Here is a 15,757-nt window from a genome sequence, read left to right as displayed (position 1 = left end):
TCAGTTCACCCCCTCCGGGTTGCCGCCGGCGAAGTCGAACGCGGTTCGGCCGCCGTCGGCTCCCGGGTCGTCGTCGTGGTCGAGGTCCCGGCCGCCGTCGGAGGTCGCCACTCCTCGCGGGGAAGCTCCCTCCAAGTCGAAGTCGACGTCGCCGGTCTCGTCCGCTTCGTCGGCGTCGTACTCGAAGCTCTCGACGGTGCGCCGGAGGCGGCCGGCACGGCTCGAGAGGGCCTCGGCCGCGTTCTCGACCGCGACGAGGGTCCGCTCCTGTTCGTCGACCGCGCCGGTGACGTCGCCGGCGGCGCTCGCGGTCTGCGCACTGATGGCGGCGACGTCCTCGACGTGGCCGACGACGGTGTCGACCGTGTCCGCCTGCGACTCGGTCGCGCGAGTGATCTCGGTCATGCTCTCGTCGGTTCGCTCGGAGGCCTCGGCGAGCCGCTCGAGCGCGTCGATCGAGGTCTCGACCGTCTCGACGCCGGTCTCGATCCGGTCTTCGGTCTCCGCTATCGACTCCACGCCCGCCTCGGCACGCGCCTGGACCGCCCCGATCCGGTCTTCGATCTCGGCGGCGGACTCCTGGGTCCGCTCGGCGAGGCTCTTGACCTCCTCGGCGACGACGGCGAACCCCGCGCCGTCGGCGTCCGAGCGCGCCGCCTCGATCGAGGCGTTGAGCGCGAGCATGTTGGTCTGTTCCGCGATCTCGGCGATCGTGTCGACGACCTCGCCGATCTCCGCGATCTCCTCGGCCAGCGCCTCGACGTCCTCCGTCGTCTCGGAGGTGACCGCCTCGACGGCGTCCATCTGTGCGAGCGCGGCCTCGGCCGCCTCCTGTCCCTCCTCGCCGACCGCCGCGGCGTGCTCGGCCGTCTCGGCGACCCCGCTCACCGTCGCCGCGACCTCCTCCGCCGAGGAGGCGAGCGACTCGGCCTCGTCGGTCGTCGCCCGCAGGTCGTCGCGCTGGGTCCGCGCCCCGTCGGCGATCTCCGAGACGGCGCCGGAGACCGTCCCCGTCGTCGATCGGAGGTTCTCGGTCCGGTCGTCGACCGTTCCGGCGACGGTCGCGGTGTCCTCGGCGACGGACGCGACCGACGCGACCGTCCCCTCCAGCTCGTCGGCCATCTCGTTGAACGCGATTCCGACGCGTCGGATCGGCTCGCTCTCGCAGTCGGGATCGACCCGACGGGTGAGGTCGCCGTCGGCGAGCGCCCGCATCGCCTCCTCGTAGGCGGTCGCCTTGCGCTCGATCGTCGCGGCCCGCTCGTCGGCCTCGCGCCGCGCCGCCTCGGCGTCCGCGCGCGCCTCCTCGGCCTCGCGGATCTCGCGTCTGAGCGAGCCGCGCATCCCGTCGAACGCCGAGAAGAGGCGCCCGATCTCGTCGCTCCGTCCGGTGTCGAGAGCGACGTCGAGGTCGCCGTCGGCCATCCGCTCGGCCTTCCGGGTGAGCTGTCGCAGCGAGACGACCGTGTTCGACCCCACGGTCACCCCGATCAGCGCGATCCCTATCACGGCGAGTAACGTCATGCCGACCAGCCCGGACCTGACCTCCTCCCCCGCGGGACCGAGATCCCCCGTACGAGCGTAAACGACGACCCCGTACGCGACCGAGACACCCATCACCCCGACCAGCGACGACGCGAGCTTCACGCCGTAACTGGCTCGGAGTTGAGATAGCGGTTCGAATCCCATCGATAGTGGATACGAAGGGAGTTTCCACGGATAAAATCGAGCGTCGGAGTATCAGACGTGAGATCTCGGCCGTCACGGTCCGTCGACCGGAAGGGAACGGAGCGCGAGTCGGACGGCGTCGTCGCGATCGGACCGGACGGACGAAAACACCAAGCGACCCCGCCGAGACGTCCACCCATGCGACTCGAGGACTACTGGGGGATCGGCCCGAAGACGAGCGAGCTGTTGACCGCCGAGCTCGGCGTCGAGCGGGCCGTCGAGGCGATCGAGTCGGCCGACGTTCGCGCGCTCGTCGACGCCGGGCTCCACCGCGGGCGCGCGACGCGGATCCTCCGCCGGGCGAACGGGGAGGCCGGGATGGGCGTCCTCGCGACCGGCGACACGCGCGAGGTGTACGACGACCTCCTGGCGATCGCGGCGGGCTACGCCCTCACCGAACACGCCGCCGACCGGATCCGCGTCCTCACGCCCTCGCTCGACCGGGACGCGATCGAGGCTCGCCTCGAGGAGGTCGTCGCCGCCCGCGACGCCTGGCGCAGTCTCGACGACGAGGAGCGCGACCGCGTGGTCGATGCGTTCGCGGCCTACGACGAGGCGGGCGGCACCGACCGGGCGGCCGTCGAGACCGCGCTGGCCCTCCGTGAGGTCGGACTGACGGGTGAGACGTTCGACGCCCTCGACGACCTCGACGACGACGCGCTCCGGGAGGCCGCGGAGGCGCTCGGCGACGTCGAGGGGTCGCTCGGCGACGACGACGTCGAGGTGACCACCGGCGCGGACGACGAGCTCGACCGGCTCCGCGAGCGGCTCGCGGCGGCCGAGGACCTCTCGGATTCCGCGTTCGACGTGCTCGAGACGGTTCGAGACGGCTCCCTTCGCGACTTCGAGGCGCTGGAGGCGGCGACCGTCGACCACGTCGCGACGGAGACGGGCGTCGACCCCGCGACGGTCCGGGCGGCCGCGCCCGACGACGCGCTCGACGCCGCCGACTTCGTCTCGGCCACCCTCCGCGGGCTCGTCGAGGAGCTGTCCGCCGCGGTCGACGAGCGCGAGGCGGCGGTCGCGGCCGACCTCCGCGACCGGATCGGCGACGCCGGCGGCGACGTCTCGCGGGCCGTGGAGGTCGTCGCCGACGTCGCCGTCGACCTCTCGCTCGGCCGGTTCGCCGCCGAGTACGACCTGGTCCGGCCGCGGCTCGTCGGGGACGGCCTCGCGGTCCGGAGCGCCCGGAGCCCCTTCGTCGACGGCGACGTCCAGCCGGTGTCGTACGCGGTCGGGGACCACTCGCTCGCCGGCGACGCGGGCGTCTCGGCCGCCGACTCACCGCCGACCGGCGACCGGGTGAGCGTCCTCACGGGCGCGAACTCCGGCGGGAAGACGACGCTCCTGGAGACGCTGTGTGCGGTGGCGCTGCTCGCGTCGATGGGCCTCCCGGTGCCCGCCGAGGAGGCGGAGGTCGGGACGTTCGACCGGATCGTCTTCCACCGCCGACACGCCTCCTTCAACGCCGGGGTGCTGGAGTCGACGCTGCGGTCCGTCGTCCCGCCGCTCGTCGAGGAGGGGCGGACTCTCATGCTCGTCGACGAGTTCGAGGCGATCACCGAGCCGGGACGGGCCGCCGACCTCCTCAACGGCCTCGTCGACCTCACCGTCGAGCGCGGCGCGCTCGGGGTGTACGTCACGCACCTCGCCGACGACCTCAGCCCGCTTCCCGAGCCGGCCCGGATCGACGGGATCTTCGCGGAGGGGCTCACGAACGACCTCGCGCTCCGCGTCGACTACCAGCCGCGGTTCGGCACCGTCGGGAAGTCGACTCCCGAGTTCATCGTCTCGCGGCTCGTCGCGAACGCGAGCGACCGGGCGGTCCGCGGCGGGTTCGAGCACCTGGCGGCCGCGGTCGGCGAGGAGGCCGTCCAGCGGACCCTCTCGGACGCGCGCTGGACGCCGGAGGACGACCGATCGGCGGATGAGTGATCCCGAGCGCTCCGGCGAGGGAACCGACCCGACCCGGATCCGGTCGATCGCGGTCCACCGCGAGGACGTGGCGAACGCTCTGGAGGCGACGCTGCGGACCGACAGACGGGTGGTCTTACGCGTGACGCCGCCGTACGCCGGTCGGATGCGCGCACGGATCCACGTCGTGGAGGAGGTGCCCGAGGTCGACGCCGACGGGGCCAGGGGACCGATCCACGTCGACGCGGCCGACCTCGTCGCGGACCAGCCGCCGTACCCCGAGGTCGACGAGACCGCGGCCGCGTTTCCCGACGCCGACGTGGAAACCCGCCGCGAGCGACACGCCGAGGCCGTCGACGACTGGCGGGCGGCCGTGCGCGAGGCGGTCGGCGGGACCGTCGAGATCCCGGTCGACGGGGCCGAGAAGCGGCCGGAGGAAGGGACGGAGGAGAGAGAAGTTCACGAGGTCGACGTGGTCGCGCTCGGGTGACCGCGGCCGGCGATCGGCGGCCCGACGACCGCCGTCCGCCCGCCACGACGTCACCGGAGGGGCGTCAGCGCTCGGCCTCGATGTGGCGGCCGATCCGGTCGAGCCCCTCCTCGAGCTCCTCGGTGTGGAGGCCGAAGCCGATCCGGAACCGGTCGGGATGGCCGAAGACCTCGCCGGGCGCGAGGACGACGCTCTCGGCGTCGAACACCGAGCGACAGAACTCCTTGCCGTTCTCGAACCCGTCGGGGACGGTCGGGAACCCGTTGACGCCCGTCGGCTCGAACCACTCGAGGCCGTGGCGATCGAGGAAGTCGGCGACGCACTCCCGGTTCGCCTTCGCGTGCGCGCGGTTCGCCTCGAGGATGTCGTCCTCCTGCTCGCCGAGCGCCTGTCTCGCGAGGTGGCTCCCGACGAGCGGCGGCGAGATCGTCGTGTAGTCCTTCCACCTCCGTACTCCCTCCGCGATCTCCGCGTCCGCGACGACCCACCCGACGCGCGCGCCCGCCATCCCGTACGACTTCGAGACGCCGGCGGCCGAGATCGCCCGCGGCCCGAGCGCGGCGGCCGGCGCGTGCGGGTCGTCGGCCAACATTCGGTACACCTCGTCGACGAGGAGGTACGCGTCCTCGTCTGCGACGAGGTCGTACAGCGCCCGCATCGTCTCCGGGCCGAGGTACTTCCCCGTCGGGTTGCTCGGGTTCGTGAGGACGACGAGCCGGGTGTCGGGCCGCATCGCCTCCGCGACGGCGTCGACCGAGAGCTCCCACGTCGGCGGCTCCGTCCGGACCTCGGTCACCTCGCCGATCGACTCGGGGACGCTCGCGAGCGACTGGTAGGTCGGGGAGACGACGACGCTGTGGTCCCCCTCGTCTAAGAGCGACATGAACGTGAGGTAGTCCGCCTCCTGCGTCCCGCAGGTGAGGACGACCTCCTCCGCGTCGCGGCCGTAGCGCTCGGCGATCTCCGCGCGGAACGCCGGCTCCCCGTCGGTGGGGATGACGTAGCCGAGCTCGCCCACGTCGAGGTCGAACCGGTCGACTGGGAGGCTCCGCACGCCGCTCTCGGCGAGCATCAGGTCGGCGTCCGGTTCGTACTCGTCGAGCCAGCGTTCGAGTTCGAAGGGGGGAATCTCCATGGTTGACCCGTATAGACGGGCGGCCGGTGATAACCGTTCGGTGTGGGCGAACGCGGCCGGATTCGGGCGACTCCAACCGGATCGGCGGCCGGAGCGCCTACAGCCGGATACGCTCGACCGCGGTGCCCGCGGCCTCGAACTCGTCGCCGGTCGCGGCCGCGACCACGACGGTCCGGGCGTCGTCGTCCGCGAGGCTGATCTCGAACTCGCCGTCGGTCGGCGTCGCGATCGCCGACCCGTCGGCGGTGAGGACCGCGACCCGCTCGCCGGTCGTCTCGCCGGCGACGACGATCGCGTCGTCGACGAGTTCGGCGGCGGCGGTCAGCTTCGGCCCCGCGGGGCGGTCGGACTCGACGAAGCGATCGCGGACGACCGTCGGCGTCTCGACGGGCTCCCCGGCGTCGACGCCGTGGGCGAGCCGGATGAACCCCGCCATCGACCAGGCGAGCGGGGTCGCCCCCCCGGTCCCCTCGCCGAACTCCCACCCGTACTTCGTGGGGTGCTCGCGGTCCCACACCTGCTCCGGGAGCATCCGGCCGTCGTTTCCGAAGCCGGCCATCGTCCCGAGCAGCGAGTCCGGCTCGAGTGCCTCCTCGTCGGTGCCGCCGAAGTCGTCGGGCCCTCCGGCGCGGGCGCGAAGCTCGTACTCGCCGCGCTCGCCGGTGAAGATGGGCCAGAGTCGGCCCTTTCCGTCGCCGGTTCCAGCCCACGGACCGCCGGGGTCGCCGTAGCCGAGCTCGCCGTAGGCGTCGCCGATGTAGCGGTACCAGGCCGGGCCGTGCGGGGTGTCGACCCGGATCGAGTCGTCGACGACCTCGACGGAGTTGCGGACGACCGGGTCGTCGGCGGGCTTCACGCCGAGCCGGACCAGCTCGAGGAAGCCGCCGTCGACGATCTCGCGCTCGTCGTAGGTCGGGCCGTCGTTGGCGATCGTCCGCGGACGGCCGGCGTTCGGGTCGCCGTCGGCGGTGATCCGGAGGTAGTAGGGCGTCTCGTCGTGGCGGTCCGTCCCGGTGTCGGTCGCGCACCACTCCTCGACGCGGTCAGCCCAGTCGTCCGCGAGCGCGAGCCACGCGAGCGCGTCCGCGCGGAGGGAGTCCGGAGTCGGCGCGTCCTCTTCTGGATCCGCCGCGGTCGACGCGCCGGACGCGTCGTCACCCTCGCCGGCGTCGTCGCCGGCCGACTCGAGCCGATCGGCCTCCGCGAGCGCGAGCGCGGCCGCGCAAGTGAGCCCCGCGATCTCGGCGGCGATGCTCGAGGGCGAGTAGCCCGCCTCCTCCTCCCAGCGCTCCTGGGCGGTCTGCGGGCCGTTTCGCGCCACGTAGGCGACCGACCGACGGATCTGGTCGTAGTCGTAGTCGGCGTCCGGAAGCGTCACGCCGTGTTCGTACAGCTGCCAGGCCATCACGGACGGGAACGCGATGTTGTCCATCTGCTCGCCGCCCCAGCGGGTCCGTCCGTCGATGTAGGTGTTCTGCGGGAGGAACCCGGAGTCGTCCTGTTGGGTGTTGTAGAGGTACGCGAGCGCGTCCGCGCCGCGCTCGATCTCGCCCACCTCGATCAGGGCGGTGAACACCTGATAGAGGTCGCGCGACCAGACGAAGTTGTAGCCGTAGCCGCGGTCCACCTCGGCGAACTCCGTCTCGCCCCACGGGACCGAGGGGCTGGCGATCCCCGCCCCGTCGTGACGCTTGTCCTCGACGGCCGCGAGCGTCATGAGCGCGAACCGGTACTGCGCCTCGAGGTCGGGGTCGGCCGTCACGGCGTCCGGGTACTCCCGCCCGGCGAGCCACTCGCGCCAGGTGTCGACGTACGCCGACTCGACGGCCTCGAAGCCGCGCGAGAGCGCGCCCTCCCCCTCGCCGAGCGCCGCCACGGTGTCGCCCTCCTCGGCGAACCCGAGCGCGACCGTCTCGGAGACCGTCGTTCCGCCGCCGAGGAGGCCGGCAAGCACGACGTTTCCGCTTGCGTCCTCGCCGGCCTCCTCGGCCGCCGGCCGCTCGCCGCCGCCGAACAGCGACTCGAGCCCCTCGTCGCCCGCGGCGAACGCACCCGCCCAGTCGAAGCCGTCGGCGCTCGTGAGCGCGGCGGCGACCTCGAACGGCTCCCCGTCGTCGTCGACCAGCTTCCCCGGCGGGCGGTTCCCGTTCTCGCCGTGAGCGAGCAGGTGGTAGGGACCGTCGCCGACGCGGCTCCCGCGGTCGTCGGTGCCGACGTTCGCGAGCGCGGTGTCGGCGACCGCGTACACGTCGTACGCGCGGGCGCCCTCGAACTCGACGTCGGCGAGGATCGCGTCGCCCGCGGTGTCTACCGCGTACTCCACGGTGAGCGTCCAGCTGTGGCCGTGGCCGTCGCCGGACTCGCGGATCGTCTGTCTGTACGCGAGCGCGTCCTCGGCGCTCGGCTCCGTAGTCCGGGTGATCGTCTCGGTCGTCGTCACGTGTCCCGTCCCGTCGAACGTCCGGACCGTGTGTCCCGTCTCGGGGTCGGCGATCAGGAAGTCGAACGTCCGGAGGTTCATCACGTCGATCCGGGGGAATCGCGCCTCGGTCAGCGCCCCCTCAGTCAGCGTGAACCAGACGGGGACCGGGTCGTCCGCGGCGTGGTCCGCGGGCGTGCCGACGCCGAACTTCCGGCCGGTCGTCCACCGCGGGGCCTCCGGGCCGCTGGGGCGGTCGTGCGGCACCGGAAGCGCCCCGTGCCGCGCGAGCGTCGCCGTCGCGTCGAGCCGGAGGGCGTGCGCCCACGCGATGGGCGTCGCGCTGTCGAGGTCGCCGTCGTCGAAGACCTGCTCCGCGAGCAGCCCGGACTCGTTCGCGAAGGGGCCGTCGGGCTCACACAGCGCGTACAGCCGGCGGGCCGCGGAGAAGAGCGGCTCCGACCGCTCGTCGCGCGACTGGAGTATTCCGCCGACGGTTCCGGCGGCGACCGCGCCCCACAGCGTCGCGATCGACCACACCTTCGCGCCGCCTTGTTCGGCCGTCCGCCAGTCGTCGCCGACGAACCGGACCAACCCCTCGACGTGCTCCGTCTCCCGACCGAGCGCGTCGATCGACGTCCGGACGTGCGTCGACACCTGCGAGATCAGCGCGTCGAGGTCGACCGCGTTCGGGACGGGATCGAGCGGGGAGTCCGCCTCGGTCGTCGCGTCGGCGACGGTCGGGCGTTCCTCGGCGAGCGCGACGTACTCGGCGAGCGCGTCCGCGAGCGCGAACGTGCTGGCGTCGGCGCGCTCGTCGCCGTCGCCGTCGCTGGCGCGCTGCGGGAACCGCTCGAGTTCGGGGATCCAGCGGTCCTGGAGGCCGGCGGCCGCGTCGTCGGCGGCGGTCGCGGCCGCGATCCGCAGATCCGCCTCGAGCGGCGCGCGCGCGACCGACGCGAAGGCGCGGAGGTAGACCGCGCCCGTATGCGTGAACCGGCCGATCGCGTTCTCCCAGCAGTTCTGACAGCGGCGGGGGAGCCCGTCATCGAGCGTCGTCTCCCGGAGGAACGCGACGCCGTCGGCGATCGCCTCGTCGACCCGGCCGCGGAGGGGTTCCGGCACGTCGGTCGTCCGCCGGAGCTCCGCGAGGAACGCGACGACCGAGGCCGGCTGGTCCAGCTGGTCGTTCGGGGTGTCCCCGTTCCCGGACTCGATCCGGGCGTTCGCCCAGCCCGGCGCGACCTTTCCGGAATCGGCCCAGACGCGGTGGGGCCAGCTCCCGTCGGCGTCCTGGGTGCGACAGAGGAAGGCCGCCGACGCGAGGAGCTCCGCGCGCGCGTCCAACCCGAGTTCCTCGCTCGCGTCGAGCAGCGCGCTTGAGGCCTCCGCCTCGTCGCGGAACCAGGTGTAGCCGTAGCCGCCGGAGGTGGCGTAGAAGTGGTCGAACTCCGGACCGGCGATCCGGCCGCCGGAGGCGGATTCGAGGAGGTCGAGCGCGCGGAGGTCGCTCGCGACCGTCGAGCCTCGCGGCGCCCCGTCAGGGACCGTCGGCGCGCGCGCCTCGGCCGCCTCGCGGACGCTGTCGGTGGCGGCGTGGGCGGTCGCGACCCGCGAGACCGCCTCGAGTCGCTCGGCGCGGTTGGCGTCCTCCGCGAGCCGCGTTCCGTCCGGAGGCTTATCCGAGTCCGGTCTCGCCTCGCCCGATCCCGTCCCGTTCTCGTCAAGGACCGGCCGGCTGACGAGGGTGACGCGCTCGGTCCGGCCGTCGCGCTCGAAGGGAGCCCGGACGACCACGTCGGGCGTGAGGCTCGTGTCCTCTCGCTCGTCTATCTCCCCGCGGTGCGGGGTCCGGCCGTCGTCCTCGCCGAGCAGTTGCGGGATCGTCTCCTGTCGTTGGCCGTGCGCCGCCGAGAGGCCGGTGGAGGCCGTGAGGAAGTCGTGCTCCCGGCGGTGGAACACCTCGATCACGTCCCCGCCTTCGGGACCCGATCCCTCGTGGACGAGGTTGCCGACGCGGCCCTCGACCATGTCGGGCGCGAACGCGCAGCTGGCGACGAGGTCGGCGTTCGCCGGGGGCGATCCGCGGAGGACGACGTGGGTGAGGTGGGCGTCCCCGACGACGAGATCGAACTGGTGGACCGTGTATCGGCCGGCGTCGTACTCGGTCTCGACGAGCGGGGTGTCACCGTCGTAGTGCTGTCGGGTGGTCTCGAGGTCGGCAAGCCACCGGACCCCGCCGCTGCCGGCGATCCCGATCCGGATCCGGTCGGTCCCGCCCACGCCGGAGAGCGCGTACGAACAGTCGTGAGCGTCGCCGTCCGGCCCGACGTGGACCAGCCGACCGCCGTCGCCGGTGAACGCCCCGACGGTGGTGGGCCGCTCCGTCGAGTAACGTTCGCCGCGGCGACGTTTGTGTTCCGAGATCGCGGTTCGCAGTCGCATGCGAGTCCTGCCGGCCGCGGGAGCAAAAGCCTTGACGGACCGGGCGAAGTTACTCACCGCCTCTCGGCGCGCCAGTTTGGCGTCGAGAGCAACAACGAAGACCCCGGGCGTCGATGGGCCGACATGCACCACCCCGGACCCCCACGGTTCGTCTCCGCCGGCGAGACGGTACAGCTCGCGCCGCGGGACCCGGACCCGGACGGACGCTACGCGTGGCGGGTCGCGGACGCGCCGCCGACGAGCGAGTCGACGGTCGGCGCCGAGGCAGTGACCGAGTTCACCCCGGACGTTCCGGGCTGGTACCGGCTCGGACTCGAGGCTCCCGACGGGGATCACCTGTTGACCGTGCTGGCGTTCGACGCGGCCTACGCGGGCGTGGACGTCGCCGGCGGCAGCGGCGAGGCGATCCGCGACCGCGACGCGGACCGCGCGGGGATCGGCTACGCGAGCGGTCGACCCGCCGACGACGGCGGCCCGCCCCGAGTCCGTCTCGACGCCGAGATCGAGGACGGTGGGATCGTCGTCCGTGCGGTCGCGACGCCGAACCCGTCCTCGTCGCTCGCGGCCGACGACCTCGCCGTGCGGTTCGTGATCGACGACCGCGACGTCGCCGAGGCGGTCGCAGCGGGCAGGACGAACCCGCGCGACGCGGTGACCGTGACCGAGACGGGAACGGAGGCGGAGACGACCGCGACCCTCCGGCTGCCGACCGGATCGGTTCCCGACCGGCTCCGCGTCCACGCGGTCGCCGTCGCCCGCGATCCCGGCGAGGACGCCCGCGTCAGCGTCGCCGACGCCGTCTCGATCGACCGGGTCGACGCCGGCAGAGCCGATCCGTTCGCCGGGTCCGAGGCTCCCGGCGACCCGACGGTGGGCGAGTCCTTCGCGGTGACGCGACCGAACCGACCGCCCGCGTGGACCGCGGACGCGACCGTCTACGAGGTGTACGTCCGGACCTTCACCGACGCGGAAACGGGAACGCTCGCCGCCATCGCGGATCGGATCCCCGAGGTGGCCGAGCTGGGCGTGGACACGCTGTGGCTCACGCCGGTGCTCGAGAACGACGGGGAGCCGCACGGGTACAACGTCACGGACTTCTTCTCCATCGCCGACGACCTCGGCGACCGCGAGGACTACGAGCGACTCGTCGAGACGGCCCACGACCACGGGATGCGGGTGCTCTTCGACCTCGTGTTGAACCACACCGCGCGAGATCACCCGTGGTTTCGGGACGCCTACCGGAACCCCGACTCGCCGTACCGCGACCGCTACGAGTGGCAGGCGTCGGGCGAGCCGGGCACCTACTTCGACTGGGAGCTGATCGCGAACCTGAACCACGCGAACCTGGCGGTCAGGCAGTACCTCCTCGACGTGGTCGACGAGTGGGCACCCCTCGTCGACGGCTTCCGCTGTGACATGGCGTGGGCGGTTCCGGACTCGCTCTGGCGGGAGATCCGCGACCGAGCGAAGGCGGGCGACCCGGAGTTCCTGTTGATGGACGAGACGATCCCGTACGTCCCCCGGTTCCACGAAGGGATGTTCGACGTCCACTTCGACGCGACGCTGTATTTCACCCTCCGTCAGATCGGTCGCGGCCACGAGCCGGCCGACGCCGTGATCGACGCGGTCGAGAGGCGCGCCGCGGTCGGCTTTCCCGACCACGCCGGCTTCCTCCAGTACGTCGAGAACCACGACGAGACCCGCTACCGGGTGGAGTGCGGCGACGACGCGGCGGCCGCGGCGATCGCGGCGACGTTCACCCTGCCGGGCGTGCCGATGGTGTACGCGGGCCAGGAGATCGGCCAGCGCGGCCGGCGGGACGCGATCGCCTGGGAGCACGCCCGCGAGGAGGTCCGCGAGCGCCACGCGCGGCTGTCGGCCGCCCACGACGCGCACCCGGCGCTCGGCCCCGCGGGCGACCTCGAGCGGGTCGACTACCGCGTCGCCGGCGGCGGGTCGGAGGAGCGACCGATCGCCGCCGAGGGCGACGCGGTCCACCCCGACGACGTGGTGGCGTTCCGCCGCGAGCACGGGTCGGAGGCGCTCGTGGTCGTCCTCAACTTCGCGCCGGGCGAGGCGCTCGTCGACGTCGACGCCGACCACGGGCGGTTGGACGTCGTCACGGGCGACCCCTGCGTGGAGACCGATTCCGGGGGGGAAGAACGGATCCGCGTCGACGACGTCGCGGTCGTGCCGGTGGGATAGGGCGGAACCGCAACGAGACGCCCCACGCGGACGCAACGCTTGAGTCGGTGGCCGTCGCAGGCGTATCCATGCGATTCGATCGCTCCGACGGAGTGTTCTGTCACGTCACGTCGCTGCCGGGCCCACACGGGATCGGCGACCTCGGCGACGGCGCGGCGGCGTTCCTCTCGTTTCTCGGCGAAGCCGGCGCCGACTACTGGCAGGTGTGCCCGCTCGGTCCGACCATCGGCGCCGCCGGGGAGTCGCCGTACCAGTCGCCCTCCGCGTTCGCCGGAAACCCCCTCCTGATCGACCTGGAAGGCCTCGTCGACGACGGCTGGCTCGAGGCGGACGATCTGGATCCGGTCCCCGAGTTCCCGACCGACCGCGTCGACTACGAGTCGGTCCGGGAGTACAAGCTCCCGCTGTTGCGGACCGCGTTCGGCCGGTTCGAGTCGGCGGAGGATCCGACGTCGACGGAGGAGTTCGACGCCTTCCGCGAGCGGGAGCCGTGGGCGAGCGAGTACGCGCTGTTCCGAGCGCTCTCGGCCGCCAGACCGGAGGACACCTGGGTCGAGTGGCCGGAGCCGCTCCGCACGCGCGACCCGGACGCGCTCGCGGCGGCGCGAGAGGAGCACGCCGAGGAGGTCCGGTACCACGAGTTCTGTCAGTGGACGTTCGACCAGCAGTGGGCCGCCCTGCGCGACCGCGCCGCGGAGGCGGGCGTCGACATCGTCGGCGACGTGCCGATCTACGTCGCACTCGACTCCGCGGACGTGTGGGCGAACCCCGAGGCGTTCCGGCTCGACGAGGGGAACCGCCCGGCCGCGGTGGCGGGCGTGCCGCCGAACGCCGGCGACGACGGGCAGCGCTGGGGGAACCCCGTCTACGACTGGGAGCGTCTCGCCGAGAACGACTACGGCTGGTGGATGGACCGGTTCCGCCGCCTGTTCGATCTGGCGGACGTCGCCCGCCTCGATCACTTCCTCGGGTTCGTCCGGTACTGGGCGATCCCCGCCGACGCCGACGACCCGGCCGCCGGCGAGTGGCGCGACGGACCGGGGCGGGCGCTCTTCGAGGCGGTCGAACGCGAGTTCGGTGAGGCCCCATTCATCGCGGAGGACCTCGGGTTCGAGGACGCGCGGATGGACGATCTCATGGCCGAGTTCGGCTTCCCCGGGATGCGCGTCCCGCAGTACGCGAACTGGACGGAGGCGGGCAACCCGTACCAGCCGATGCACTACCCGGAGCGGGTCGTCGGCTACACCTCGACGCACGACACCGACACCTGGGTGGGCTACTACGAGGACCTCGATCCCGAGCAACGCGACGCGCTCCACTACAACCTCGGTTACGGCGGCGACCGCCCCGCCGAGTGGGCGATCGTCGACGAGGTGTGGGGCTCGGAGGCGATCCTCGCGATGACGACGGTCCAGGACCTGCTCGGGCTCGGCAGCGACGCGCGGTTCAACGAGCCCGGAACCGTCGACGGCAACTGGGAGTGGCGCGTCGAGCGCGACGCGCTGAGCGACGACCTCGCCGGGCGGCTCCGCGAACTCGGCGAGTTCCACGTGCGGTGACGGCGACCCGAACCCTCCCGCCGTCGGCGCGCGCGAAACGAGCGTAGCGAGTCGCGCGCGAGGGAGCGCCGGCCGGGCCGCCGGCTCCGCTCGGCGGCCCGGCCGGTGCGAGGCTGGGGAGGGTGAGGTGCGGGAGGATACGGACCGCGTCGTCCGTGGTCCTCAGTAGCCGCCGTCGCGACCGATGATGAAGTACAGCACGATGCCGAGCAGGGGGGCGAAGAAGACGACGAGCGCCCACAGGATCGGCGGATGCTCGCTCCGTTTTTGCGCGTCGTTGTACGTCCAGACGATCATCGCGATGTGTACCGCGAACATCAGGAGGGCGAAAAGCAGGGAGAACACCGCGATGGCTCCACCCTGCAGCGGGACGACTGGTACCATACGACCGCGGTCGATTCCCGACGACAAGTGTTTTTCCCTCGAGATCGACGCCGGTTTCGTCGTCACCGAACGACGACTCGTGAACGACGAACCGTGAACGACGGCTCGCGAACGACGAACCGTTTTTATCCCGGCGGAGAACCCTAGGCGTATGGAACTCCCAGTCGACGCGGACCGACTCAGAGCGGACATCGAGGCGAACGCGGCGTTCGGCCGACTCAATCTCGAGGACCCCGAGTCACGCGGGCGAACGAACCGCACCGGCAGCGAGGCGAACCGGCAGGCCCGCGATCACTTCGTCGAGCGGCTCGAGGACGCCGGCATGGACGTGACCGTCGACGCGATCGGCAACGTCGCCGGCGAGTGGGTCCCGGACTCCGCGGACCCCGACGCCGCGCCCGTCGCCTGCGGAAGCCACCTCGACAGCGTCCCCGAGGGCGGGATATTCGACGGGCCGCTCGGCGTGTACGCCGCCCTCGAGTCCGTGCGCGCGATGCGCGACGCCGGGGTCGAGCCCGACCGCCCGGTCGTCGTCGTCAGCTTCACCGAGGAGGAGGGCGCGACCTACGGGAACGGGCTGCTGGGTTCGAGCGTCGCGACCGGCGGGACCGACCTCGAGGAGGCGCTCGGCTACGAGAACGACGACGGCGAGGCCCTCGGCGATGCGCTCGAGTCGATCGGCTACCGCGGCGAGGGAACGGAGACGCTCGACCCGGCGGGCTGGGACGCCTTCTACGAGCTCCACGTCGAACAGGACACCACGCTCGAGGAGGCGGGCGTCGACGCCGGGATCGTCACGACGATCACGGGGATCGGCCACTGCGAGGCGACGATCCTCGGGGAGGCGAACCACGCGGGCGCGACCGCGATGGACGACCGGACGGACGCGCTCGCGGCCGCGAGCGAGTTCGTGCTCGACGTCGAGGCCGCCGCCAATGACGTGGTCGCGGAGTCCTCCGAGACCGCCGTCGGCACGGTCGGGGCGCTGTCGGTCTCGCCGAACGCGACGAACGTGGTTCCCGGCCGCGTCGAGGCCGGCGTCGACGTCCGGGACGTGAAGGCGGAGTCGATGGAGACGATCGCGGAGGCGGCCCGCGAGTCGCTCGACCGACTGGAGCGCGAGCGGGGCGTGGAGACCGACTTCACGCGGCCGTCTACCGTCCTCCCCGAGCCGATGAGCGACCGGCTCCGGGAGATCGCCCACGGTTCCGCGGACGCCGCGGGCCGGTCCGCGATCGACCTCCACTCGGGTGCCGCACACGACGCGATGCGCGTCGCGCGGGTCACCGACGCGTCGCTGCTGTTCGCTCCCTCGCGCGACGGGGTCTCGCACAACCCGCGCGAGTGGACCGACTGGGCGGACTGTGCGGCCGCGACGGAGGTCCTCGCGGGGGCGGTCGCGTTGACCGCTGGCGCGGACGAGTAGTCGACTCGGGCGCGGCCGGAACCGTTTTGCCGCCGCCCGCTGACCACCCGTC

The 15,757-nt window shown here is 72.6% G+C and carries 9 protein-coding genes; 5 read left to right on the top strand and 4 right to left on the bottom strand.

Annotation, left to right across the window (positions count from 1 at the left end; translation table 11 throughout):
- Entirely contained in the window at window positions 1-1,689 is a 1,689-nt protein-coding gene (locus FN829_RS15050) for a methyl-accepting chemotaxis protein (protein WP_142987762.1), read from the bottom strand.
- 177 nt (window positions 1,690-1,866) lie between these two features.
- Between FN829_RS15050 and FN829_RS15045 the strand changes: the two genes are divergently transcribed.
- Together FN829_RS15045 and FN829_RS15040 are read left to right on the top strand one after the other, a co-directional pair.
- The gene (locus FN829_RS15045) at window positions 1,867-3,663 is read left to right on the top strand and encodes a MutS-related protein (protein ID WP_142987761.1); all 1,797 of its coding nucleotides are present in this window, start codon (window positions 1,867-1,869) and stop codon (window positions 3,661-3,663) included.
- Entirely contained in the window at window positions 3,656-4,132 is a 477-nt protein-coding gene (locus FN829_RS15040; protein WP_246066559.1) for a hypothetical protein, read from the top strand. The genes FN829_RS15045 and FN829_RS15040 overlap by 8 nt, the downstream gene beginning before the upstream one ends.
- A gap of 64 nt (window positions 4,133-4,196) precedes the next feature.
- Here FN829_RS15040 and FN829_RS15035 read toward each other — a convergent pair whose 3' ends face one another.
- Window positions 4,197-5,267 (bottom strand): pyridoxal phosphate-dependent aminotransferase, encoded by a 1,071-nt coding sequence (locus FN829_RS15035; protein ID WP_142987760.1) that lies wholly within the window; start codon window positions 5,265-5,267, stop codon window positions 4,197-4,199.
- 97 nt (window positions 5,268-5,364) lie between these two features.
- Window positions 5,365-10,131 (bottom strand): glycoside hydrolase family 15 protein, encoded by a 4,767-nt coding sequence (locus tag FN829_RS15030; RefSeq protein ID WP_142987759.1) that lies wholly within the window; start codon window positions 10,129-10,131, stop codon window positions 5,365-5,367.
- A gap of 123 nt (window positions 10,132-10,254) precedes the next feature.
- Between FN829_RS15030 and malA the strand changes: the two genes are divergently transcribed.
- Both malA and malQ read left to right on the top strand, forming a co-directional pair.
- On the top strand, window positions 10,255-12,336 hold the full coding sequence (gene malA, locus FN829_RS15025) for an alpha-amylase MalA (protein ID WP_142987758.1): 2,082 nt from the start codon (window positions 10,255-10,257) through the stop codon (window positions 12,334-12,336).
- 68 nt (window positions 12,337-12,404) lie between these two features.
- Window positions 12,405-13,895, top strand: coding sequence for a 4-alpha-glucanotransferase (gene malQ / locus FN829_RS15020; protein WP_142987757.1), 1,491 nt, complete (start codon window positions 12,405-12,407; stop codon window positions 13,893-13,895).
- 162 nt (window positions 13,896-14,057) lie between these two features.
- On the opposite strand, the gene FN829_RS15015 is transcribed toward malQ, so the two are convergent.
- Window positions 14,058-14,279, bottom strand: coding sequence for a PLDc N-terminal domain-containing protein (locus FN829_RS15015; protein WP_142987756.1), 222 nt, complete (start codon window positions 14,277-14,279; stop codon window positions 14,058-14,060).
- A gap of 151 nt (window positions 14,280-14,430) precedes the next feature.
- Between FN829_RS15015 and FN829_RS15010 the strand changes: the two genes are divergently transcribed.
- Window positions 14,431-15,705: a Zn-dependent hydrolase gene (locus FN829_RS15010; RefSeq protein ID WP_142987755.1), complete on the top strand. Its 1,275-nt coding sequence runs from the start codon at window positions 14,431-14,433 to the stop codon at window positions 15,703-15,705.
- Window positions 15,706-15,757 lie beyond the last annotated feature (52 nt).

Origin of the sequence: Halorubrum cibi (assembly GCF_900182635.1) — an archaeon.
Lineage (GTDB): Archaea > Halobacteriota > Halobacteria > Halobacteriales > Haloferacaceae > Halorubrum > Halorubrum cibi.
The sequence above is the reverse complement of the archived record's forward strand: the minus strand, read 5'-3'. Positions and strand labels throughout refer to the sequence as shown.